General features: G+C 65.6%; 24 protein-coding genes. 16 read left to right on the forward strand and 8 right to left on the reverse strand.

Annotated features, from left to right (window positions below; all coding sequences use genetic code 11):
- The first annotated feature begins 75 nt into the window (after positions 1-75).
- The 10 genes from lptC (at position 76) to AC1DEZ_RS23745 (ending at position 8,698) form a co-directional block, all read left to right on the forward strand.
- Positions 76-852, forward strand: coding sequence for an LPS export ABC transporter periplasmic protein LptC (lptC, locus tag AC1DEZ_RS23700; RefSeq protein WP_441513621.1), 777 nt, complete (start codon positions 76-78; stop codon positions 850-852).
- 1 nt (position 853) lies between these two features.
- Positions 854-1,552, forward strand: coding sequence for an LptA/OstA family protein (locus tag AC1DEZ_RS23705; RefSeq protein WP_441513622.1), 699 nt, complete (start codon positions 854-856; stop codon positions 1,550-1,552).
- 57 nt (positions 1,553-1,609) lie between these two features.
- On the forward strand, positions 1,610-2,458 hold the full coding sequence (lptB, locus tag AC1DEZ_RS23710; RefSeq protein ID WP_441513711.1) for an LPS export ABC transporter ATP-binding protein: 849 nt from the start codon (positions 1,610-1,612) through the stop codon (positions 2,456-2,458).
- A 162-nt stretch (positions 2,459-2,620) separates the two neighbouring features.
- Positions 2,621-4,153 carry an RNA polymerase factor sigma-54 gene (gene rpoN, locus AC1DEZ_RS23715; protein ID WP_441513712.1) on the forward strand — a complete coding sequence of 511 codons (1,533 nt, stop codon included), beginning with the start codon at positions 2,621-2,623 and terminating at the stop codon, positions 4,151-4,153.
- Positions 4,154-4,283: 130 nt separating this feature from the next.
- On the forward strand, positions 4,284-4,868 hold the full coding sequence (gene hpf, locus AC1DEZ_RS23720; RefSeq protein ID WP_441513623.1) for a ribosome hibernation-promoting factor, HPF/YfiA family: 585 nt from the start codon (positions 4,284-4,286) through the stop codon (positions 4,866-4,868).
- Between the two features lie 84 nt (positions 4,869-4,952).
- Complete coding sequence (gene ptsN, locus AC1DEZ_RS23725) at positions 4,953-5,420, forward strand: PTS IIA-like nitrogen regulatory protein PtsN (RefSeq protein ID WP_441513624.1); 468 nt, start codon at positions 4,953-4,955, stop codon at positions 5,418-5,420.
- Between the two features lie 167 nt (positions 5,421-5,587).
- Positions 5,588-7,204 (forward strand): fumarate hydratase, encoded by a 1,617-nt coding sequence (locus AC1DEZ_RS23730; RefSeq protein WP_441513625.1) that lies wholly within the window; start codon positions 5,588-5,590, stop codon positions 7,202-7,204.
- Positions 7,201-7,527: a hypothetical protein gene (locus AC1DEZ_RS23735; protein WP_476780891.1), complete on the forward strand. Its 327-nt coding sequence runs from the start codon at positions 7,201-7,203 to the stop codon at positions 7,525-7,527. The genes AC1DEZ_RS23730 and AC1DEZ_RS23735 overlap by 4 nt, the downstream gene beginning before the upstream one ends.
- A gap of 35 nt (positions 7,528-7,562) precedes the next feature.
- A complete protein-coding gene (locus AC1DEZ_RS23740) occupies positions 7,563-8,219 on the forward strand; it encodes an MBL fold metallo-hydrolase (protein ID WP_441513627.1) in 657 nt (218 codons plus the stop codon).
- Between the two features lie 143 nt (positions 8,220-8,362).
- Positions 8,363-8,698 carry a hypothetical protein gene (locus tag AC1DEZ_RS23745; RefSeq protein ID WP_441513628.1) on the forward strand — a complete coding sequence of 112 codons (336 nt, stop codon included), beginning with the start codon at positions 8,363-8,365 and terminating at the stop codon, positions 8,696-8,698.
- Here the strand turns inward: AC1DEZ_RS23745 and AC1DEZ_RS23750 are convergent.
- The 4 genes from AC1DEZ_RS23750 to efp all read right to left on the reverse strand — a co-directional run bounded on the left by AC1DEZ_RS23750 (position 8,662) and on the right by efp (position 11,100).
- Positions 8,662-9,141, reverse strand: coding sequence for a hypothetical protein (locus AC1DEZ_RS23750; protein WP_441513629.1), 480 nt, complete (start codon positions 9,139-9,141; stop codon positions 8,662-8,664). The two genes, AC1DEZ_RS23745 and AC1DEZ_RS23750, sit on opposite strands and share 37 nt — an antisense overlap.
- 246 nt (positions 9,142-9,387) lie before the next feature.
- Positions 9,388-9,903: a GNAT family N-acetyltransferase gene (locus AC1DEZ_RS23755; protein ID WP_441513630.1), complete on the reverse strand. Its 516-nt coding sequence runs from the start codon at positions 9,901-9,903 to the stop codon at positions 9,388-9,390.
- Positions 9,904-9,921: 18 nt separating this feature from the next.
- Positions 9,922-10,440 (reverse strand): DUF1993 domain-containing protein, encoded by a 519-nt coding sequence (locus tag AC1DEZ_RS23760; protein WP_441513631.1) that lies wholly within the window; start codon positions 10,438-10,440, stop codon positions 9,922-9,924.
- Positions 10,441-10,530: 90 nt separating this feature from the next.
- On the reverse strand, positions 10,531-11,100 hold the full coding sequence (gene efp, locus AC1DEZ_RS23765) for an elongation factor P (RefSeq protein ID WP_441513632.1): 570 nt from the start codon (positions 11,098-11,100) through the stop codon (positions 10,531-10,533).
- Positions 11,101-11,216: 116 nt separating this feature from the next.
- On the opposite strand from efp, the gene epmA reads away from it, so the two are divergent.
- Genes epmA through AC1DEZ_RS23780 form a run of 3 tightly spaced genes read left to right on the forward strand, consistent with a single transcriptional unit; the run spans position 11,217 to position 14,024 of the window.
- Positions 11,217-12,281: an EF-P lysine aminoacylase EpmA gene (gene epmA, locus AC1DEZ_RS23770; protein ID WP_441513633.1), complete on the forward strand. Its 1,065-nt coding sequence runs from the start codon at positions 11,217-11,219 to the stop codon at positions 12,279-12,281.
- Positions 12,278-13,342, forward strand: a complete 1,065-nt coding sequence (locus tag AC1DEZ_RS23775; protein ID WP_441513634.1) for a lysine-2,3-aminomutase-like protein — start codon at positions 12,278-12,280, stop codon at positions 13,340-13,342. The genes epmA and AC1DEZ_RS23775 overlap by 4 nt, the downstream gene beginning before the upstream one ends.
- Positions 13,314-14,024, forward strand: coding sequence for a DsbA family oxidoreductase (locus AC1DEZ_RS23780; RefSeq protein WP_441513635.1), 711 nt, complete (start codon positions 13,314-13,316; stop codon positions 14,022-14,024). Before AC1DEZ_RS23775 ends, AC1DEZ_RS23780 begins: the two co-directional genes overlap by 29 nt.
- 28 nt (positions 14,025-14,052) lie before the next feature.
- Here the strand turns inward: AC1DEZ_RS23780 and AC1DEZ_RS23785 are convergent, their stop codons facing one another.
- From AC1DEZ_RS23785 to AC1DEZ_RS23795, 3 genes are all read right to left on the reverse strand, one after another.
- Positions 14,053-14,817, reverse strand: a complete 765-nt coding sequence (locus AC1DEZ_RS23785; RefSeq protein ID WP_441513636.1) for a TSUP family transporter — start codon at positions 14,815-14,817, stop codon at positions 14,053-14,055.
- Between the two features lie 214 nt (positions 14,818-15,031).
- Positions 15,032-15,400 carry a hypothetical protein gene (locus AC1DEZ_RS23790; protein WP_441513637.1) on the reverse strand — a complete coding sequence of 123 codons (369 nt, stop codon included), beginning with the start codon at positions 15,398-15,400 and terminating at the stop codon, positions 15,032-15,034.
- 421 nt (positions 15,401-15,821) lie between these two features.
- Positions 15,822-16,037: a hypothetical protein gene (locus AC1DEZ_RS23795; RefSeq protein WP_476780892.1), complete on the reverse strand. Its 216-nt coding sequence runs from the start codon at positions 16,035-16,037 to the stop codon at positions 15,822-15,824.
- 274 nt (positions 16,038-16,311) lie between these two features.
- Here AC1DEZ_RS23795 and AC1DEZ_RS23800 point away from each other — a divergent pair, with 274 nt between their 5' ends.
- Positions 16,312-16,653, forward strand: coding sequence for a hypothetical protein (locus AC1DEZ_RS23800; protein WP_476780893.1), 342 nt, complete (start codon positions 16,312-16,314; stop codon positions 16,651-16,653).
- Between the two features lie 174 nt (positions 16,654-16,827).
- On the opposite strand, the gene AC1DEZ_RS23805 is transcribed toward AC1DEZ_RS23800, so the two are convergent.
- A complete protein-coding gene (locus tag AC1DEZ_RS23805; RefSeq protein WP_441513640.1) occupies positions 16,828-18,615 on the reverse strand; it encodes a peptide ABC transporter substrate-binding protein in 1,788 nt (595 codons plus the stop codon).
- 666 nt (positions 18,616-19,281) lie between these two features.
- Here AC1DEZ_RS23805 and AC1DEZ_RS23810 point away from each other — a divergent pair.
- Both AC1DEZ_RS23810 and pyrF read left to right on the forward strand, forming a co-directional pair.
- A complete protein-coding gene (locus AC1DEZ_RS23810; RefSeq protein ID WP_441513641.1) occupies positions 19,282-19,617 on the forward strand; it encodes a hypothetical protein in 336 nt (111 codons plus the stop codon).
- 143 nt (positions 19,618-19,760) lie between these two features.
- Positions 19,761-20,468, forward strand: coding sequence for an orotidine-5'-phosphate decarboxylase (gene pyrF / locus AC1DEZ_RS23815; protein WP_441513642.1), 708 nt, complete (start codon positions 19,761-19,763; stop codon positions 20,466-20,468).
- Positions 20,469-20,474: the final 6 nt, after the last annotated feature.

The following is a 20,474-nucleotide window of genomic DNA, read 5'->3' on the forward strand; positions in this document are numbered from 1 at the left end:
GGGCGCGTTGCGGTTCGCCCTAGCGACACGAAAAAGCCGTGAGCGGCTGCCATTGCGCGGGGCATGACTGTGGCAATGACCTTGAACGACCCGGCGGGAAGGATTTCCGCGCAGGCGCTGAGCCGTCGCGCGGCGTTTGCCGCGGCGCGTCGCCACACCCGGGCCGTTCACATCCTGCGCACGCTTATTCCCCTGACCGCAGTGACGCTGGTGGTCGCGCTGGTCGTCGTCCCCTTTCTCAACCCGCTCCGCGGCAAGCTCGCCAATGTCTCGGTCAGCTCGGTCGGCATCACCGGCGGCAAGGTGCGGATGGAGACGCCCAAGCTCTCCGGCTACCGCAAGAATAACCGGCCCTATCAGGTCACGGCCGAGAATGCCTTTCAGGAGATCAAGAACCCGACCCAGATCGAGCTTCAGATCCTGACCGCACGCATCCAGATGGAGCGGGAGGGCTGGGTGACGGTCAATGCGAAGACAGGCCTGTTCGACACCCAGAAGGAAAAGCTCAAGCTCGTCGACGATGTGAAGGTTCGGACCGAGAGCGGCCACGACATGCAGATGAGGACGGCCGATGTCGACTTCAAATCCGGCGCCGTGACTTCGACGGAACCGGTCAAGGTCTCGCTCGGCGAGACGACTGTGGACGCCAACACGCTTGACGTGAAGAACAATGGCGAGTTGATCGCATTCGAGGGGCGGGTCCGGGTCTTCATCAGGAACGCGCCAGCAGGTACGATCGCCGGGCCCGAGCGCGAGGGCAGCACGCCGATGCCGGAACTGCTGAACGCGAATCGGGCTGCTCCGGCAGGCGACACGCCCGCCAACGATGCTGGCAACGGGAAGAGACAGTGACATGAGCACGGCAAGCCACAGTTTCCGTTTCGCCAAGGGGTTCCGCGGCGCCGCTCTGCTGCTGGCGGCGGGCGTGGTTTTGGCCGCGGCTCCGCAAACGGCGTTTGCGCAGGCCGCGCAGGGCAAGGCGCGCGGCGGCAATGCCTCGTCCCCGCTCGGCGGTCTCGGCGGCGACAGCAAGGAGCCCATCAAGATCGATGCTGACAAGCTCGATGTGCTCGACAAGGAGAACAAGGCCGTCTTCACCGGCAATGTCGTCGCGGTCCAGGGCGAGACCACGGTGCGCTGCACCGTGATGACCGTGCTCTATGAGGGACGCAATGGCGGGCAGGGAGGCGCCGGCGCTGCCAAGCCGGCAGCCGCGACTCCGGCCGCGCCGAACGGCAATGACAGCTCGATCAAGCGCATCCTCTGCAAGGGGCCGGTGACGGTCGTCTCCAAGACCCAGGCTGCGACCTCGGACAATGCCGAGTTCGACCGCGCAAACAATGTCGTGATCATGACGGGCAATGTCGCCTTGAATGACGGACCGAACATCACCCGCGGCGAGAAGCTGACCTACAATACGGTGACCGGCGTCGCGAATGTCGAGACCACCAAGGGCGGACGCGTCCAGGGCTTCTTCGTGCCGAACTCGGAAACGAACAAGCCGGACGCGACCAAGCCTGGCGCCAAGCCGGCCCCCAAGCCCACCAACTGAGCTCAACAAGCGACCGTGCCCGCAGTGACTGTCTCCGAAGCGCCTCGCCCCGCCGCCATGCCCGCACGCACCCAGGCTCCGAGTCCGGGTGGAGTCTTCGGCCGCCTGCGTGGGCTTTTTGGCAGCGGAAGGCGCGCCGCAGGCGAGGGTGCGATGCGCTCGACGGCCGCCGAGATCGGCGGGCCGGGGATTCTCGCAGTCAGCAATCTGCGCAAGAGTTATGGCGGCCGCACCGTGGTGTCGGACGCCAGCCTCTATCTGCGTCAGGGGGAGGCGGTCGGCCTGCTCGGCCCGAACGGCGCCGGCAAGACCACGATCTTCTACATGATCACCGGTCTGGTCGGGGCCGATTTCGGTGTCATTTCGCTCGAGGGCAACGACATCACCGGGCTGCCCATGTACCAGCGCGCCCGGCTCGGCATCGGCTATCTGCCGCAGGAGGCCTCGATCTTCCGCGGGCTCTCCGTTGAGGACAACATCCGCGCCGTGCTCGAGGTGGTCGAGCCTGACCGCAAGGCGCGCGAGCGTCAGCTCGACCAGCTGCTTGAGGAATTCACCATTTCGCGGCTGCGCAAGGCGCCGTCGATCGCGCTCTCCGGCGGCGAGCGCCGCCGCTGCGAGATCGCCCGCGCGCTCGCCGGAAAGCCCTCCTTCATCCTGCTCGACGAGCCCTTCGCGGGCATCGATCCGATCGCGGTGGGGGACATTCAGGCGTTGGTGCGCCAGCTGACCGACCGCGGCATCGGCGTGCTCATCACCGACCACAACGTCCGCGAGACGCTCGGCCTCGTCGACCGCGCCTATATCATCCATTCCGGCCGGGTGCTGACGGAAGGCTCGCCGGCCGAGATTATCGCCAATCCCGATGTCCGCCGTGTCTATCTCGGCGAGGATTTCCGCCTCTGATCGGCGGCGTCTGCCTCGATTTCCGTCGGTTTGTTGCGGTGCATCAAATTTCCTGCCTGCAAACGAGGCATGGGCTTTGACGCGGCGCTGAGCAGGCGCTAGGGTCTTCTCACAAGCAAGAAGCGTGCCGTGTGGCGCGCGATCGAGAAGGGCCTTTCGCGCATGGCGATGATGCCGCGCATGGAGTTGCGTCAGGGCCAGTCCCTGGTGATGACGCCGCAGCTGCTGCAGGCGATCAAGCTCCTGCAGCTCTCGCATCTGGAACTCCAGAACTTCGTCGACGGCGAGCTTGAGCGGAACCCGCTGCTCGAGCGGAACGACGGCCCGGAAGTCCCCCCAGGCGGCGGTGCGGAGGCCGAGAGCCCGCACGCCGCCGATCCCGAGAGCTTTGCCCGCGCCGAAAGCCTGCATACCCAGGAGGGCATGGAAGGCCGGCTCGGCACCGGCCTCGACAATGTCTTTCAGAGCGAGCAGCCGAGCGCGGCGCGCAGCGATTCAGGCGGCGCCGACAGTCTTCCGGTCATCGGCGGAGCCTATGGCTCCCGCGGCGGCTCCTTCGAAGACGGGCCCGAAGGCTTCGAGAGCGGGCTGACGGCGGAAGCCTCGCTGCACGACCATCTCAGTGCCCAGCTCGACCTCGCCGTCACCGACCCGGCAGAGCGCATCATCGGCCGGCACCTCATCGATGCGGTGGATGACAGCGGCTATCTCGCCGAACCCGTTCCGGACATCGCCGAACGTCTCGGCATCGGTATCGAGCGGGTGGAAGCCGTGCTGCGTATCGTCCAGAGCTTCGATCCATCGGGGGTCGCTGCACGCGACGTCGCCGAATGCCTCGCGATCCAGCTGCGAGACCGCGACCGCTTCGATCCGGCGATGCAGGCTCTGGTGGCGAACCTCCATCTCGTCGCCAAGCGCGATTTTGCCGCGCTGAAACGCGTCTGCGGCGTCGATGATGAAGATGTCGCCGACATGGTCGCCGAGATCCGCCGGCTCGATCCCAAGCCCGGTCGGGCCTTCGGCGGCGGGGCGGCGGAGACGGTCGTTCCGGATGTCTTCATCCGCGCCGCGCCCGATGGCTCCTGGCTGATCGATCTCAACCCGGACACCTTGCCGCGCCTGCTCGTCAATCAGACCTATCATGCCCGTGTTTCCAGGGCGGCGCGCAACGACGAGGAGAAGGCCTTCATCGCCGAATGCCTGCAGACCGCGAACTGGCTCACGCGTTCGCTCGAGCAGCGGGCACGCACGATCCTGAAGGTCGCCAGCGAAATCGTGCGCCAGCAGGACGGCTTTTTCGCCTATGGCGTCGAGCATCTGCGCCCGCTCAACCTTAAGACGGTCGCCGATGCCATCGGCATGCACGAATCGACCGTCTCGCGCGTCACCTCGAACAAGTACCTGACCTGCTCGCGCGGCGTCTTCGAGATGAAGTACTTTTTCTCGGCGGCGATCGCGGCGACCGGCTATGGCGAGGCGCATTCGGCCGAGGCCGTGCGCTTCCGCATCAAGCAGATGATCGACGACGAAAGTCCGGGCGACGTGCTTTCCGACGATGCCATTGTCACCAGGCTCAAGGCCACCGGCATCGACATCGCCCGGCGCACCGTCGCGAAATACCGGGAATCGCTGCGCATTCCTTCGTCGATGGAGCGTCGGCGGGAGAAGGTTGCGATGGCGGCCGCAGGGCGTTGAGCAATTTGGTTCCAAAACGCTGGCGCATCGGCGCCATGCTTCCCTTGTCACATTGACATCCCGGACTCGCGGTTCTTAGCTCTGGATGATGGCCAACCACTGGCCATGGCTAAACAAGGGGAAGCAGTCCATGAGCTTGCGAATCTCCGGCAAGAATCTCGATGTCGGCGAGGCCCTGCGCGGCCAGGCCGAAGAGCGGGTCGCTGCAGCCGTCAGCAAATATTACGAGGGCGGCTATCAGGGGCACGTCACGGTCGACAAGGACGGTACGGCCTTCCGCACCGACACCGTCATTCACCTCTCTTCGGGGATCACGCTGGAAGCCTCGGCCACCGCCCATGATGCCTATGCCAGCCTCGATAAGATGGCTGAGCGGATCGAGAAGCGGTTGCGACGCTACAAGCGCCGGCTGAAGGACCGTTCGACGGCCAACGGACGCGACGCCGGAATCGAAATCCCCAGCTATGTGATTGCGGCTCCGGATGACGATATCGAGGAGTTCGACGGTGTTTCCACCGGCGATCACCCGGTGACCGTGGCCGAAACCACCAAATCGCTGCATGTTCTGACGGTCAGCGATGCGGTCGCGGAGCTCGACATGACTGGTTCGCCCGTCATCGTCTTCCGCCATGCTGGCAATGGCCGGATGAACATCGTATACCGCCGCCGCGACGGTAATATCGGCTGGATCGACCCGCCGGCATCGCTGTCCTGAGGCCGGCGGGCGACCGCCCCGGCCCTCGAACCTGACCCATGCCGACGGCGTTTCGGCCGGCATGGGACATGCATGGACGGGCGAATGACGCTGACCGATCTCCTGAGCCCCGCCGCGGTGATTTCGCCACTACGGGCCAATGGCAAGAAGCAGGCTCTGCAGGAGCTTGCCCAGCATGCCGCCGCCCTGACGGGCTTGCCCGACCGCGAGATCTTCGAGGCGCTGCTCCAGCGTGAACGGCTCGGCTCGACCGGCATCGGCGACGGCATCGCCATCCCCCACGGTCGCATGCCGGGCATTGACCGCCTGGTCGGCCTGTTCGCCCGCACCGAAAAGCCGATCGATTTCGACGCGCTCGACGGCCAGCCCGTCGACATCATCTTCGTGCTGATCGCGCCGGAGGGCGCTGGCGCCGACCATCTCAAGGCGCTGGCCCGCGTTGCGCGCGTGCTTCGCAACCAGTCGGTGCTTGAGCAGGTCCGCAAGATTCGTGACCCCGCGGCGATCTACGCCATCCTTGCCGAGTCGGCCACTCAGGCTGCCTGCGCTTAAACTCATTAAAGACTGCTTGGACGACGCCGGTCGACGGGCTATGACGCCGGCCATACGGCGCCGCGCGTCCGGCTGGAGACCGTTCTGATCCACAGCGAGCCTGTCGGTGGAGCAGTCTCTGTCCCAAATCGAGAGCGCGGCGCTTCATCGCTTCGGAGCCGCTGATCATGGCCTATACGCATGTCGATCTCTTCCCGCTCGGGGAGGACAAGACGCCCTATCGCAAGCTCGGAAGCGAAGGCGTCAGCGTCGAGAAAATCGGGGATCGCGAGGTCCTGAGCGTCTCCCGCGAGGCGATCCGCAAGCTCTCCGAACAGGCCTTCATCGACATCAATCATCTGCTGCGCCCGGGCCATCTCGCTCAGCTCGCCAAGATTCTCGTCGATCCCGAGGCGACCTCGAACGACAAGTTCGTCGCCTATGACCTGCTGAAGAACGCCAATATCGCCGCCGGCGGCGTGCTGCCGATGTGTCAGGATACCGGCACCGCCATCATCATGGGCAAGAAGGGCCGCAAGGTCTGGACTGACGGCGACGACGAGTCGGCTCTGGGCGAGGGCGTCCATGACGCCTACCTCAAGCGCAACCTGCGCTATTCCCAGCTCGCGCCGCTCTCGATGTTCGAGGAGAAGAACACCGCCACCAACCTGCCGGCGCAGATCGACATCTACGCCGAGGGTGAGGACGCCTATAAGTTCCTCTTCGTCTGCAAGGGCGGCGGCTCGGCCAACAAGACCTTCCTCTACCAGGTGACGCCGTCGCTTCTCACCAAGGACCGCATGATGGCGTTCCTGAAGGAGAAGATCCTGACGCTAGGCACCGCGGCCTGCCCGCCCTACCACCTTGCCATCGTCATCGGCGGTACCTCGGCCGAGCAGAACCTGAAGACGGTGAAGCTGGCCTCGACCCGCTATCTCGACGCGCTGCCGACGGAGGGCTCGCCCTCGGGCCACGCCTTCCGCGATATCGAGATGGAGGAGGAGGTCCACAAGATGACGCAGGCGCTCGGCGTCGGCGCGCAGTTCGGCGGCAAGTATTTCTGCCACGACGTTCGCATCATCCGCCTGCCGCGTCACGGGGCGTCGCTGCCGATCGGGCTCGGCGTCTCCTGCTCGGCCGACCGTCAGGCCAAGGGCAAGATCACCAAGGACGGGATCTTCCTCGAGGCGCTCGAAGCCGATCCATCGAAGTATCTGCCGGATGTCGACGAGGCGAAGCTCGGCGGCGATGTCGTCAAGATCGATCTCAATCGGCCGATGAGCCAGATCCTGGCGACGCTGTCGAAGCATCCCGTCAAGACGCGCCTGTCGCTGACCGGCACCATCGTCGTCGCCCGCGACCTCGCTCATGCCAAGATCCGTGAACGGCTGGAGCGCGGCGAGGGCATGCCCGACTATTTCAAGAACCACCCGGTCTACTACGCTGGCCCGGCCAAGACGCCGGAAGGCTTCGCCTCGGGCTCCTTCGGCCCGACCACGGCCGGCCGCATGGATTCCTTCGTCGACCAGTTCCAGTCCTTCGGCGGCTCCATGGTGATGCTGGCCAAGGGCAACAGGTCTGCAGCGGTTCGGGAGGCATGCAAAGCCCATGGCGGCTTCTATCTCGGCTCGATCGGCGGCCCGGCGGCGCGCCTCGCGCAGGATTGCATTCGCAAGGTCGAGGTCCTGGAATATCCGGAACTCGGGATGGAAGCCGTGTGGAAGATCGAGGTCGAGGATTTCCCGGCCTTCATCGTCATCGACGACAAGGGCAACGACTTCTTCAAGGAGCTGAACCTCGGATGAGGCTCGCACTGACCGTTGCGACGACGCTGTTGCTGGCCGGCTCCGCGCTCGGCCAGCAGCCGCGCCCGGCGACCTGCTCGCGCGACCTCTTCCAGAACGAGGCCGGCTTCCGCTTGCAGCAGACCCGGCTCTCTGCCGCGGCTAGCGCCGATCAGGCGACTCAGTGCCGGACCTTTCGCGAGCATGTCGGCTACCTGCAGAAGGCGCGCTCGGTTTTCGCCGCCTGCCAGAGCGGGGCGGAGCGCGAACGCAATGTCGCGGAGATGGATTCCGAGCTGACGAACTACCGCGCGCTCATTGCCAATCGCTGCGGCGGGCGGTGAGGCTCTTTCATATTGCTCGAACCAAAGGCAATGGCATGACCGACCAGCCCGAAGCGCCGCTCCAGATCGCCGTCGTGCCGGTGACGCCGTTCCAGCAGAACTGCTCGATCCTCTGGGATCCCGAGACGAAGCAGGCGGCCATCGTCGATCCCGGCGGCGACGCGCCCCGCTTGCAGGAAGCCCTGAAGGAACTCGGCGTCACCCCGGTCGCGATCTGGCTGACGCATGGCCATCTCGACCATGCCGGCGGCGCCACCGAGCTCGCCGAGGCGCTCTCGCTGCCAATCATCGGACCGCATGAAGGCGACAAGTTCCTGCTCGACGGCTTGCCGGAGCAGGGCCTGCGCTTCGACATCCTCGACATGAAGGCGGTGAAGCCGACGCGCTGGCTGAAGGAAGGCGACGAAGTCTCGCTGGGAGGCCTGACCTTCTCGGTTCAGCACGTCCCCGGCCACACGCCCGGCCATGTCACCTTCTTCCAGAAGGATCTACGCTTCCTGCTGGCGGGCGATACCGTCTTCGCCGGTTCCGTGGGGCGGACCGATTTCCCCTATGGCGATCACGAGACGCTGATCTCGGGGATCAAGACGAAGCTGCTGCCGCTCGGCGACGACGTCCAGTTCCTGCCCGGCCATGGCCCGGCCAGCACGCTGGGCGAGGAACGGCGGAACAATCCGTTCCTGCTGGGTTAGCGTCAGTCTGGGAATGTGAGCCCGCATCCTTCGAGATGCCGCTCCTGCTGTAACGGCTCCTCAGGACGGGCGGCATGCGAAGCGCCCGGCCTGTGCGCTTGCCGCCCAGCGAGCAGAGAGCGTCAGCCCTCGACGGCTGTGTCGTGGCTTGGCGGGCCGCTGGCTTACCGATCGTCGGCAACTCCGGCCCGCGCCTGTCGATCTTTCGGCAGGTTCAGCTGATCGACGGAGCCATGGTCGCGCTTCTGGTCCTCGCCGGCTTTGCCTGTTTGACCGTGGCTTTCGCCATTGCCGGGATCATGGGGGCGATGCTGGCCTTTGCCGGTGCAACGGACTGGTGTGGCCTGGCCATGCTGCGCGCTGCCCTGGAACCGCGCGGCGCCATCCTCATGGCGGCGCAGCCGGTCGCTGCTGAAGCTGTCAGGCTCCGTGACGCGACACGTCACTGGCAGACCAGCACACGGCGGGAGACGACATAGCCCCACGGGTCGAAACTGCGCCGCCACACATAGTAGCAGTCATCGCCGTAATAGCTGTTGTAGTAATAGGGCGCGCCTACGCCCAGCGCGAAAGCCGGACCGAAGAAGAAGCGGTTATTGTGGAACCGCCGGTCGTGGAAGAACACCGCTTGGTTGGCAAAGCCTGGCCGGACGAAGCCGGGCCCAACGAATGCCGGGCGGGCGAAACCGGGACGTGCGAATCCGCCGCCCCGGAAGCCGCCCATCGGGACGCCGCCGCCGCGGAAGGCCATGCCGCCGCCATGGAAGCCACCGCCGCCATGGAACGCCATGCCGCCGCCACCGAAGCCGCCACCCCCGAAGCGTGCCTCGGCGGGGGCCGACCATGCGATGACGCCCATCGAGATCGCTGCCGCGGCGAAAGCCGTGGCAACCATCTTATTGCTGCTGAAGGTTGAGATCATGACGAACCTCCCATCACCTGAGCCTCGCCTTGCGCTCAATCTGCGCCTTTTGATATGAACATACAATGAACATTGATTGCGCTTCCGTTGGCCGGGCGCAAAGAAAATGCCCGCAGCGCCAAGGCGCTACGGGCATCGAAAAGCCAACGGCCATGTCCATAACGGGCGCGCGTACATCCGGCGTCACACGTTCGGCTCATGGCCGTCTTCAACGATGATGGAAGGCGGTGGAACGCCCTCGATACATCATCGTGACCCTGAAATGGGAAGCGTGGTCGCCGATTGCAAGCCCTCGGTGGAAACAGATTTGCGCCATTCGTAAAGCGCGTCCGGCTCCCCTTCCTCGTTGCGCGTGCCGTCATTGAGGTCGACGAGACGGAAGTCGTGTCGCTCATAGAAGGCCCGAGCTGCCGTGTTCCGCTGGAAGGTGAACAGGCTGAGGCGGGTGGGGCAGCGCGCCCTGGCTCTGGCGAGCAGCAGCGAGCCGATGCCGCGCCTGAAATGCCCGGGCAGCAGATAGAGCTGGTCGAGTTCCTCGCCGTCGAGCGACATGAAGCCGAGGATGCGCCCAGCCTCGCGTGCGACCCAGGTCTCTCCGCGGGCGAGCCTGACGGACTCGATCCAGTCCCGCACCTCGTCGTCGCTGTGGCAGCGGCGCAGATAGGGCAGCGCTTCGGTGCGTGAGGCCAGATAGAGCGAGGCGATCTCCCCGGCATCCCGGGGAGAGGCGCGTTCGATCGTGATCGCAGGCGCCGCGGCCATGCCCCGGCCCGTTCTCCCTCAGGCGTCGAAGACGCCGCGCAGGAAGTCCTGCTTGCCGATCTGGAAGCCGTTCTCGCGCAGGATGTCGTAAGCCGTCGTGGCGTGGAAATAGAAGTTCGGGATGGCGAAGCGGGTGAGATAGGCCTCGCCCGTCATTGTCACCGTCGCCGACGGGCCGCGCGGGAAGGTAACCTCGCGGGAAAGCCCGGCGTCGAGGGCCGCGCCATCGGCGGCCGCGACGAAGGCGAGCGTCTTGGCGATGCGCTCCTTCAACTCGGGGAAGCTCTTCTCCTCGTCGGGGAAGCGCGGGTTCTCGCCGCCGGAAAGCCGCGCCACCGCATTCTTGGCGAAGTCGCAGCAGAGCTGGATCTGGCGGGTGAAGGCCAGCATGTCGGGCGCGAGACGCGCCGTCAGGAGCACTTCCGGTTGGATCTTGCGGGTCTCGGCCTGCTCCAGGGCCTTGTCGAGAATGGCGTCGAGCGCCTTGAGCGTCTGCACGAAGCCGGAAAGGGCGGCGGCCTGGACTGTGAGCGGCATGAGAAGAAACCTCGAAACGACAACGGGCCCGGAAAGGGCCCGCTGCGTTAGCTATAGAGGAGATTGTTCCGCGGCGCGTGCCTCGGCAGATCAATCTTTCGCGCGCTCGACATAGGAGCCGTCGGCCGTCATCACGACGATGCGGGTGCCGACGCCGACATGCGGCGGCACGGCGCTGCGCACGCCGTTCGACAGGATCGCCGGCTTGTAGGACGAAGAGGCGGTCTGGCCCTTCGTCACCGGCTCGGTCTCGGCGACCTCGAGCGTGACGCGCTGCGGCAGCTCGATCGCCACGGCCTTGTCCTCGAACACCGAGAGCGAGACCTTCATGTTTTCCTGAAGATAGGGGGCGGAGTCGCCGACGACGTCCTTGTCGACATGGATCTGGTCGAAGGTCTCCGGGTTCATGAAGACGTACTGCTCGCCGTCCTGATAGAGATAGGTGAAGTCGCGGTCCTCGACATAGGCGCGCTCGACCTGCTCGGTCGTCTTGTAGCGCTGCGTCATCTTCACGCCGTCGGCGATGCGGCGCATGTCGATCTGCGTCGTCGGCGTGCCCTTGCCGGGGAAGAAGCTCTCGGCCGAGATGACGGTGCAGAGATGCCCGTCGAGCTCGAGGACGTTGCCCTTGCGGACGGAGGAAGCGATGACCTTGACCACGTGAATGTCCTTACTGGTGCGCGGCGCGCCCGCGCGCTATGCGAATTCGATTGCCGCGCAACTACCGCATTCGCGCGCGAAACGAAAGCTTTCCGACGTATCCGGTGCGAGATTCGATGAGCTCCTCCCCGACGCCGTTCTGGCGGCCCGATGTCCATGCCGACCGCCGCCCGGCGCTTCTCGCCCGCGGGCGGATCAAGGCGGCGTTGCGGCGCTGGTTCGAGGCTGATGACTTCACCGAGGTCGAGGCGGCGATCCTGCAGCTCTCACCCGGCAATGAGACGCATCTGCACGGCTTTGCCACGACGCTGGTCGACAACGCCGCGCAGTCGCACCCCTATTACTTGCACACGTCGCCGGAATTCGCGGCCAAGAAGCTGCTCGCGGCCGGCGAAACCCGCATCTTCGATTTCGCCCGCGTCTTCCGCAACCGCGAGCGCACGGCGCTGCACCACCCCGAATTCACCATGCTCGAATGGTATCGCGCCGGCGAGGACTATCAGGTGCTGATGCAGGATTGCGCGGCGCTGATGGCTGAGGCTGCCCGTGCCGCCGGCGCCACCATGCTGCGCTGGCGCGATGTCGAAGCCGACCCCTTCGCGGAGCCCGAGCGCCTGACCTTGCAGGAGGCGTTCAAGCGCCATGCCGGGATCGACCTGCTGCGCACGGTCACTGCCGATCACGATGTCGATCGGGGCGGGCTTGCCGCCGATGCGATCGAGGCCGGCATCCGGGTCGCTCCGGACGACACATGGTCGGATATCTTCAGCCGCGTGCTCTCCGAGCGCATCGAGCCGCATCTCGGCCGCGGCCGTGCCACGATCCTCTGCGAATACCCGATCAGCGAGGCCGCGCTCGCCCGGCCCAAGCCCGGCGATCCGCGCGTGGCCGAGCGCTTCGAGCTCTATGCCTGCGGCGTCGAACTCGCCAACGCCTTCGGCGAACTCACCGACCCGGCCGAGCAGCGCCGCCGTTTCGAGGCCGACATGGACGAGAAGGAGCGCATCTATGGCGAGCGCTATCCGATCGATGGCGATTTCCTGGAGGCGCTGGCGAGCATGCCGGCGGCGTCCGGCATCGCGCTCGGCTTCGACCGCCTCGTGATGCTCTGCGTGGGCGCGCGCCGGATCGAGGATGTGCTCTGGACGCCGGTCGCGGAAGCGGGCAGGGGAAGGGCATGACCGTTCACCTGCCCCCCGGCGGCCAGCCGCTGCGCAGCATCGACGCGCTCGTCGAAGCGGGGCTTGCCGCGCCCGCGCGCCGCGAGGCGCTGCAGAAGGTGGCGGAGCGCTATGCCGTCTCGGTGACATCGGCCGTCGCCGGGTTGATCGACCCGGCCGATCCGGCCGATCCGATCGCGCGCCAGTTCGTCCCTGATGCGGCCGAACTCGTGACGCTCCCGCAGGAGCTGGCCGATCCGATCGGCGACGACACCCATTCTCCGGTCGAGGGTGTGGTCCATCGCTATCCCGACCGCGCCCTGCTCAAGCTCGTCCATGCCTGCCCGGTCTATTGCCGCTTCTGCTTCCGCCGCGAGATGGTCGGCCCCGGCGGCGATGCGCTGACTGGCCAGAAGCTCGACGCCGCGCTCGCCTATCTCGCTTCCCGTCCCGAGATCTGGGAGGTGATCATGACGGGCGGCGATCCCTTCATCCTCTCCGCCCGCCGCATCCGCGAAGTGGCGAAGCGTCTGGCCGCGATCTCGCATATCAAGGTCGCGCGCTGGCACACCCGCGTCCCGGTGGTCGATCCCGGCCGGATCACGCCGGACTATGCCCGGGCGCTGCGCATTCCCGGCAAGGCGAGCTATATCGCCATCCATGCCAACCATCCGCGCGAGTTCACCGACGACGCACGCGCGGCGATCGCGACGCTCGCCGATGCCGGCCATGTCTTGTTGAGCCAGTCCGTGCTGCTCAAGGGCGTCAATGCCGATGTCGAAACGCTCGGGGCCCTGATGCGCGCCTTCGTCGAGAACCGCATCAAGCCCTATTATCTGCACCATCCCGATCTCGCGCCCGGCACCTCGCATTTCCGGCTGACGCTGGAGGAGGGGCAGGCGCTGGTCAAAAGCCTGCGCGGCCACCTTTCGGGGCTGTGCCAGCCGACCTATATCCTCGACATTCCCGGCGGTGCCGGCAAGATTCCGGTCGGCCCCTCCTTCCTCTCCGGTTGCGAGACGCCGGGCGCGGAAGCGATCGCCGAAGACCGGCATGGCGGGCAGCATCTCTATCCCGCCTGATACGAAGGACATCGACATGCAGGACAAGCTGCCGCTCGTGATCGTTTCGGACATTGCCTGTCCATGGTGCTTCATCGGCAAGACGCGGCTGGAGACGGCTCTGGAGCGCTACGGTCTCAATGAGCGCTTCGCCATCACCTGGCTACCCTATGAGTTGAATCCGGAAATGCCGGAGGAGGGCATGGATCGCACCCAGTATCTCGAGGCCAAGTTCGGTCCGGGCAAGCGCAAGGAAATCGAGCTGAAGCTGTCGGAAGCGGCGCTGGAGAGCGGCGTAACCTTCAACTGGGCGAAGGTGACGAAGAGCGTCAACACGCGCATGGCGCATATGCTGATCGCGGCCGCCTCGACGGTGCAGCGCGGCGGCGACATGACGACGGCTCTCTTCAAGGCCTATTGGCAGGACGGGCGCGACATCGGCGACATCGAGACGCTGGTCCAGATCGCCGTCGAGCAGGGTTTCGACGAACAGGCCGCCCGCGACGAACTCGCCAATGACGAGCTGCGCGAGACCGTGATCGGGCTGGAGGATCATGCCCGCAAGGTCGGCGTCAACGGCGTGCCGTTCTTCATCGTCGACGGCAAGCTCGCGATCTCGGGCGCGCAGCCGCCGGAGGTCTGGTCCCAGGCCTTCCAGCAGGTTCTGGCAGCCCATCAGCAGCCGGAGATGCCGCAGTTCTGATCTGAGCGCGGGCGATCTCGGCGCGCGGTCAGGCGCTGATCAGATGGATTACGGCGGGCGCCGCGAGCGCGACGCCCGACAGGAACAGCAGGACGAAGACGATCCGCCGCAGCGCCATCGGGGAGATGGCCGGCGGGCGTCGCCGAGCGAGATGCGTCGCCGCCATGACGACGGGCACCGCCAGCAGCCCCGAAAGCACCGATGCGGACGGAATTTGGCCTGATGCGGCCACCAGCCCGGTGCGGCAGAGCGCATTGAGCGCGAAGACCGTCACCAGCGTTTCCCGGATCGTCAACAGCGTCATCGGCTGCCGGTAGAAATGGTAGACCAGTGGCGGCCCGGAGGTCGAGAACATCCCGCCCATCAGCCCGGCGACGCTGCCGAAGAAGAGGAAGCTCGGCGCGCCGGAACGCTGCGCGAGAGGCTGCGGCTTGCGCGCGAGCTGCAGGCTGGAGACGATGATGACGAAGCCGAGCGCCAGCCGCAGCAGGTCGGCCTGGCTGTCGGCGAGCCATTCCAGCAGCCGATAGCCGATGAACAGGGCCGGCAGGCTCGCCGCCATCACCAGCCGGAATTCGCGCCAGGCAACGTCGCGCCAGCCCTTCAGCAGCATCTGCGTCGCGTTGACCAGGGTCAGCAGGCTGACGAGCATCGCCGCATCGGGCAACGAGATCAGCCCGGACAGCCCGACGCCTCCCATGGTGATCAGGCCGAAGGCGAAGCCGGTCAGCGTCTGGGCATAGGCGGCCACGCCTGTCAGTAGGAGGAAGCCGATCAGCGCGGCCACAGACATCGTCGGTCGTCTCCGAAGAAGTGAGCGTGAGCCGTAGAACATCGGCGCAGCCGCCGGAATCCATTTTCCGGCAAAGCTGATGTGCGTTGACGTGTCATGGGTCTGTCGCGCTCGCGTTGCGATCAGGCCACGCCTGGGGCTGTTCAGCTCTCCGCGAATGCGGCCAAAGGTTGACTCGCCCGGGGCAGAGCGGGCACCATCGGCCCGCTCGCGATCAATCCACAGCAGGAGCGGCGAAGATGCTGTCGATCCCGAACCGCGCAGCCGTATGCTTTTTCGGCTTTGCGCTTTCCGGCTGCATGCAGTCGATGCCGACCGCCGAGACGATCACTCGGCCGACCATGGAAGCCTTCACGCGGCTGAGCTCGTGGACGCCTTGGCGCGCGTCACCTGAGCAGCCCCCGCCGGTGGTTGTTGCGGCGCAAAATCCGCCTCCGGTCATCGAGCCGATAGAGGAGCCGCCAGCGCCTCCGCTGCGGCCGGCAATCGGGCCGCAGCAGTCAAAGCCCGTGGTCCACCGCACGCCGCAGCTGGCCTCATCGCGGACCCGGCCTGTGACCCCGGCGCCGGCCGCCGCCATCATCCCGGCCGCTGCTGTGACGCCAGTCCCAACGCCTGCACAATCGGGGTCTCCGCTGCTGCCCGCCAGAGTGAGCTGTCAGACCGCGAGCCAGCCCGGGGAGCGTGTGCGGATGGAATGCACGCCGGTCGAGTGACGGGCTGCTCGGGATTCGAGCCTCGCTCGGCCTGAAGTGTGGCCTCCGATCGGCACATGGGCGAGGGACGGGCAATTCCTCCCCAACGACGCAGTCGTTCGATAAGGAACAACCGGCGCGGTCCGGGCTTCCTAGGACATGCCTGCTCGCAAGAAACCGCCGCTGGATTTTTGGCTTTGGCTCGCGGTCATCGGGCTGGTCGCTCTTGTGGGTGCGGTATCCCTGCACTTTCCAGCGCGCATAGCACAGCCGCTCCCGACGACGGCCGGGCAAGGGTGGCGGTGATGATCAGGCCGATTGGCGATATCGCTCGACCGCCCGCCGTTTCAAATCGTCCTCGTCTTCCGCGACCGCGACGAGCGCCGCGACGATATAGGCCAGTCTTGTCCGCTCTCGCGCGTCAAACACGTCGATATCCGCCGGTTTGACGTCCTTCCACGCAGCTTCCAGCGCTGCCTGCGCCCGAGCGAGGTCGACAGGGTCGTTCAGCGATGAGAATGGCACGCTCCTGCTCCCCCCAAGTCCTCGATGCCAACAGATTTAGGAGCCGGATCGCGGTCCGCAAGCAAGAAAAAGAGTGGCGAGATCGAGGTGGATTGAAAGGTCGACGGTCACGTCACTTCGTGCGGGCCATATCTCGTCAGGCCCAATCATGAAGCGGCTGAATCGTCGACGTCGCAGGGAAGTCGGACACCTGGCGCGACAGGAAGCTCGTGCCCCGCAGCAGAGGCGGCCTTCGGTGCTGGACAGGCGCTCTGCAGGCCCGCAAGATGTCGTCATGCGGTTCACGAAGTGGGACTACATCGCGTTTCCATTTCTCGCTGCCCTGTGCATCGGGGTCTTCTACGGCGCCCTGCGGCTCGTCGGCTTCTTCGGACTCGGGGTACTGGGCCTCGTCATCGTTTTTATCATAGTCCGCATGGATTTGGAGAAGGATGGCCCAGGCGGAGTCCATCCTTCAGTGCTCGCCGAGCAGTTCAAAGCCCGCGACCGCATGTCGCGATCAGAGAAGGCCAACCTGTTCGAGGAGCAGCGGTCGCGTCTTCAGCCCCAATTCGTTGCACACGTCGTCGGCACCGGCTTTGCCATCTTGGGCTTTGGGTTTCACTTCTTCCTTTGAGGAGGCCCGGTCCCGACTTGCGATGCCCGCGTCCACTTGACCGGGCCACTCGCCGCATCGGGCGTCTCGACTCCTGCCACCCATAGAAAAGCCCCGCCGGCATGCGCTGGCGGGGCATCGATTTATCGGCAGGCCTTCACGGAGACTATCTCTCCGCGAGCGGCTGCTGAGCTCTTAGCTGCGATACCAGGCCGCGAGGTTCCAGGTATCGACGTCCCAGCCGGAATGGTCGTGGGAGAGGTTGTTCGCCGCGGCGACGACCTTCTTGCGCGACAGGATCGGCAGGATGACGTTGGCCTCGCAGAAGATCTCGTTGACCTTGATCAGCAGCGCGGCGCGCTTGGCCGGATCGAGCTCCTTCTGCGCGGCCTTGTAGGCCTCGTCGGCAGCCGGATCGGTATAGCGCGAGACGTTGCGGCCCAGCCACTTGTTCTCCTTGTTGGCGACTTCCCAGGAAACGAACTGGTTGAGGAAGCGCTCCGGATCAGGCTGCGGCTGCGTGGTCGTATACATCTCCATGTCGACATAGAGCTTGGTGTAGGTGTCCGGGTTGGCGACGTCCGACGAGAAGAACACCGACGCCGTGACCGACTTGAGCTCGAGGTCGATGCCGGCGCGCTGGCAGGCCTGCTTGATGATGGCCTGGACCTTTTGGCGCGGGGCGTTGATCGAAGTCTGGTAGACGTATTTGAGCTTCTTGCCGTCCTTCTCGCGGATGCCGTCCGAGCCCTTCTTCCAGCCGGCCTCGTCGAGGATCTTGTTGGCCTTCTCGATGTTGAACTCGTATTTCAGCTTCTGCGACTTGAACTGCTTGGGCTCGTTGACGAAGCTCGCCGTCGCGCTGCCGGCGCGGCCATAGATGAACTTCTGGATCGAGTCGCGGTCGATCAGCAGGTTGATCGCCTGGCGCACGGCCGGGTCCGACAGGGTCGGGTGCTTGGTCTTGACGCTCGAGCGCTCGCCGTCGACCTCGGTCCACGGATCGGTCGTGTTGAGGGTGATGAACTCGATGTCGCCGGCAGCCGCTGCGCTGATCTTGCCGCGTCCGCCGGTCTCCATGCGCTTGAGGACCTCGTCCTCGACCAGCGTGTCCCAGGCATAGTCGTATTCGCCGGTCTGCAGCACTGCGCGCGCCGCCGAAACCGCGTCACCGCCGCCCTTGATCTCGAACGTGTCGAAATGCGGCTGGTTCTTGACGTGGTAGTCGGTGTTGATGGTCCCGGTCAGGATGTCGCCGGGCTTGAAGTCCGCGAACTTGTAGGGGCCGGTGCCGACCGGCTTCAGGTTCGCCGGTGCCTCGCGCGACTTCGCGCCCTTGTATTCGCCGAAATGGTGCTTCGGGATGATCATGCCGGCGACGCCGACGAAGGGATCGGCCCAGAACGGCGTCGGCTTGGCGAAGATCACCTTGACGGTGAGATCGTCGACCTTCTCGACCTTGATGTCCTTGTAGGCGCCGGTGGTGTAGGCGGCTGTCGCCGGGTCGGCGGCATATTCCCAGGTGAAGACGACGTCGTCGGCGGTGAGCGGCTTGCCGTCATGCCACTTCACGCCCGGCTTCAGCTTCCAGGTGACGGTCGTGCCGTCCTCGGAGAGGCCGCCGTTGGCGCGGGTCGGCACTTCCGCCGCGAGCTGCGGGGTGAGATTGCCTTCCTTGTCCCAGCCGGCGAGCGGCTCGTAGAAGACGCGCGAGGCGATCTGGTCCTTGGTGCCGGAGGCGAAATGCGGGTTGAGCAGGGTCGGGGCCTGCCAGAGCAGCATCTTCAGCGGACCGCCGCCACCGGCCTTGGTCGGCTTGTATTCGAGCGTGGCATTCGCCATCGCCACATCGTTCCATGCCAGGATCTGGCTCGCGATCGGGGCGGCGATGCCCAGCGCAGCCATCCGCTGCATGAAGGAACGCCGCGACAGGCGGCCCTCTTTCAGGTTATCGACCATTCCCTGGATATATTGACTGCTCATAACTGACCTTCGCATTGCGCCGGCTAGATATCGACCAGAAGTAGATCAGTATCAGCCTTGTTTTTACTGCAAACAAGGCACGGTAATGCCTTGGTCGCGACTCACCTCGTAGGGCGCGTCACCTTAAGCCCACCTTAAGGCGTTTTGATGGGATGGTAGGGTTGTTTACGGCGCATGGCGGCCATCCGCATTCTCGCGGGTGTCATGCCCGATGCGGCGAAGCTCGGGCTCGGGGATGTCATTAGCGACGGAGGGACATAATCTGACGGAGAGGCAGGGCGCCAGTACCGGCAGTGGGTCGGAAATCTCGGTTCCGGCACACCGGCGGAGGGCCGCTCAGCCCTCCGCTTTTGTCATGGAAGCTTAGCTCCAGAAGCCTTCTTGATAGCTGCGAGGCGAGAACTCCTTGTCGTCCCGCTGTTCCTCGCGATCATCCCGATGCTCGCTTTGTGTCTCGCATGCGCAGTCGGAATCGTGCCGTTCCAGCATCAGATCTCTCCTTTCAGTTTGTGAGGGAGGGTGCCTTGGGCTTCACGAATATGGGCATTTATGTTGCAGCGCACAAGGCGCGAGTGACATGGGTGGGTTGCCAACAATGTTGGAACAATCCAGCTAGGACTACGTTGGTGCGGTTCGCCGCAACGCGGCCTGAGGATTGGATACCAGATGAAGCAAGCGACCTATTTTTTGACTATTGCCGGTGCCTTCGCGATCGCCGGCGCCGTGATCGCCTCGCCCGTGGCGGCCGGCGCCCAGGATTTGCCTGCGGGCGTTGCCGCCGGCCTCGATAGGCAGCCGGTCGAGTACAGCATGACCGCCGCCAAGGAGCGCAGGCTGATGATCATGCAGGAAACCATGCGCCAGCAGCAGCATGGCCGCGGTAGGCCCGGATACGGGCGCGGCTACGGCCCGCGGCCTCACCCGGGCTACGGCCCAGGCTATGGCCCCCGTCCTGGCCCGCGTCCCGGTTATGGCTATCGTCGCGGCTACGAGCGTTGGTGATCGATAGCCTCCAACTGGGGCTCCCGCGCGGAGGGAATTGACCCTCCGCGCCGCTTCCGGCGCGGGGCCGGCGCGACCCGGTGGCCTCACTTGCATCTGGCTTCGAATCGTGCGCCTTCCCGCAAAACGCAGGGAGCCGGTGGATGATGCAGAAGATCAACGATGTCCGCGACCGCCTGATCGTCGCCCTCGACGTGCCCACCGTGTGGGATGCCTACCGCCTCGTCTCGACGCTCGGCGACGACGTCACCTTCTACAAGATCGGCTATCGCCTCGCCTTCGCCGGCGGGCTCGATCTCGCACGCCAGCTCGTCACCGAGGGCAAGAAGGTCTTCCTCGACCTCAAGCTCCACGACATCGGCAACACCGTGACCGAGGGCGTGGACTCGCTGACCAAGCTCGGCGTCACCTTCCTCACTGTCCACGCCTATCCGCAGACCATGCGCGGCGCCGTCGAGGGCCGTGGCGATGCGGCCCTCAAGCTGCTCGCGGTCACGGCGCTGACCTCCTATGATGACGGCGACCTGCGCGATGCCGGCTACGGGCTGGCGGTGCGCGATCTCGTGCGCCTGCGCGCCGAGCAGGCCCGCACGGCCGGCATCGACGGCATCGTCTGCTCGGCCGCAGAGACGGAGATCGTGCGCGAGGTCATCGGTCCCGACATGGTCATCGTCACACCCGGCATCCGCCCCTCCGGCAGCGCGGCGGGTGACCAGAAGCGCACGCTGACCCCGGCCGAGGCGATCCGCATCGGCGCCGACCATCTCGTCGTCGGGCGTCCCATCATCCGCGCGGCCGACCCGCGCGCCGCGGCGGGCGCGGTCATGGACGAGATCGTCGCGGCTTCGTAAGCTCCT

The sequence above is a fragment of the Allobosea sp. 10L422 genome (assembly GCF_056395345.1).

Excerpts from the sequence above, each read along its gene's own strand:
- lptC (WP_441513621.1), top strand. The coding sequence starts at position 76 with ATGACCTTGAACGACCCGGCGGGAAGGATTTCCGCGCAGGCGCTGAGC.
- AC1DEZ_RS23705 (WP_441513622.1), top strand. The coding sequence starts at position 854 with ATGAGCACGGCAAGCCACAGTTTCCGTTTCGCCAAGGGGTTCCGCGGC.
- lptB (WP_441513711.1), top strand. The coding sequence starts at position 1,610 with ATGCCCGCACGCACCCAGGCTCCGAGTCCGGGTGGAGTCTTCGGCCGC.
- rpoN (WP_441513712.1), top strand. The coding sequence starts at position 2,621 with ATGGCGATGATGCCGCGCATGGAGTTGCGTCAGGGCCAGTCCCTGGTG.
- hpf (WP_441513623.1), top strand. The coding sequence starts at position 4,284 with ATGAGCTTGCGAATCTCCGGCAAGAATCTCGATGTCGGCGAGGCCCTG.
- ptsN (WP_441513624.1), top strand. The coding sequence starts at position 4,953 with ATGACGCTGACCGATCTCCTGAGCCCCGCCGCGGTGATTTCGCCACTA.
- AC1DEZ_RS23730 (WP_441513625.1), top strand. The coding sequence starts at position 5,588 with ATGGCCTATACGCATGTCGATCTCTTCCCGCTCGGGGAGGACAAGACG.
- AC1DEZ_RS23735 (WP_476780891.1), top strand. The coding sequence starts at position 7,201 with ATGAGGCTCGCACTGACCGTTGCGACGACGCTGTTGCTGGCCGGCTCC.
- AC1DEZ_RS23740 (WP_441513627.1), top strand. The coding sequence starts at position 7,563 with ATGACCGACCAGCCCGAAGCGCCGCTCCAGATCGCCGTCGTGCCGGTG.
- AC1DEZ_RS23750 (WP_441513629.1), bottom strand. The coding sequence starts at position 9,141 with ATGATCTCAACCTTCAGCAGCAATAAGATGGTTGCCACGGCTTTCGCC.
- AC1DEZ_RS23755 (WP_441513630.1), bottom strand. The coding sequence starts at position 9,903 with ATGGCCGCGGCGCCTGCGATCACGATCGAACGCGCCTCTCCCCGGGAT.
- AC1DEZ_RS23760 (WP_441513631.1), bottom strand. The coding sequence starts at position 10,440 with ATGCCGCTCACAGTCCAGGCCGCCGCCCTTTCCGGCTTCGTGCAGACG.
- epmA (WP_441513633.1), top strand. The coding sequence starts at position 11,217 with ATGAGCTCCTCCCCGACGCCGTTCTGGCGGCCCGATGTCCATGCCGAC.
- AC1DEZ_RS23775 (WP_441513634.1), top strand. The coding sequence starts at position 12,278 with ATGACCGTTCACCTGCCCCCCGGCGGCCAGCCGCTGCGCAGCATCGAC.
- AC1DEZ_RS23780 (WP_441513635.1), top strand. The coding sequence starts at position 13,314 with ATGGCGGGCAGCATCTCTATCCCGCCTGATACGAAGGACATCGACATG.
- AC1DEZ_RS23785 (WP_441513636.1), bottom strand. The coding sequence starts at position 14,817 with ATGTCTGTGGCCGCGCTGATCGGCTTCCTCCTACTGACAGGCGTGGCC.
- AC1DEZ_RS23790 (WP_441513637.1), bottom strand. The coding sequence starts at position 15,400 with ATGATGGCGGCGGCCGGCGCCGGGGTCACAGGCCGGGTCCGCGATGAG.
- AC1DEZ_RS23800 (WP_476780893.1), top strand. The coding sequence starts at position 16,312 with ATGCGGTTCACGAAGTGGGACTACATCGCGTTTCCATTTCTCGCTGCC.
- AC1DEZ_RS23805 (WP_441513640.1), bottom strand. The coding sequence starts at position 18,615 with ATGAGCAGTCAATATATCCAGGGAATGGTCGATAACCTGAAAGAGGGC.
- AC1DEZ_RS23810 (WP_441513641.1), top strand. The coding sequence starts at position 19,282 with ATGAAGCAAGCGACCTATTTTTTGACTATTGCCGGTGCCTTCGCGATC.
- pyrF (WP_441513642.1), top strand. The coding sequence starts at position 19,761 with ATGATGCAGAAGATCAACGATGTCCGCGACCGCCTGATCGTCGCCCTC.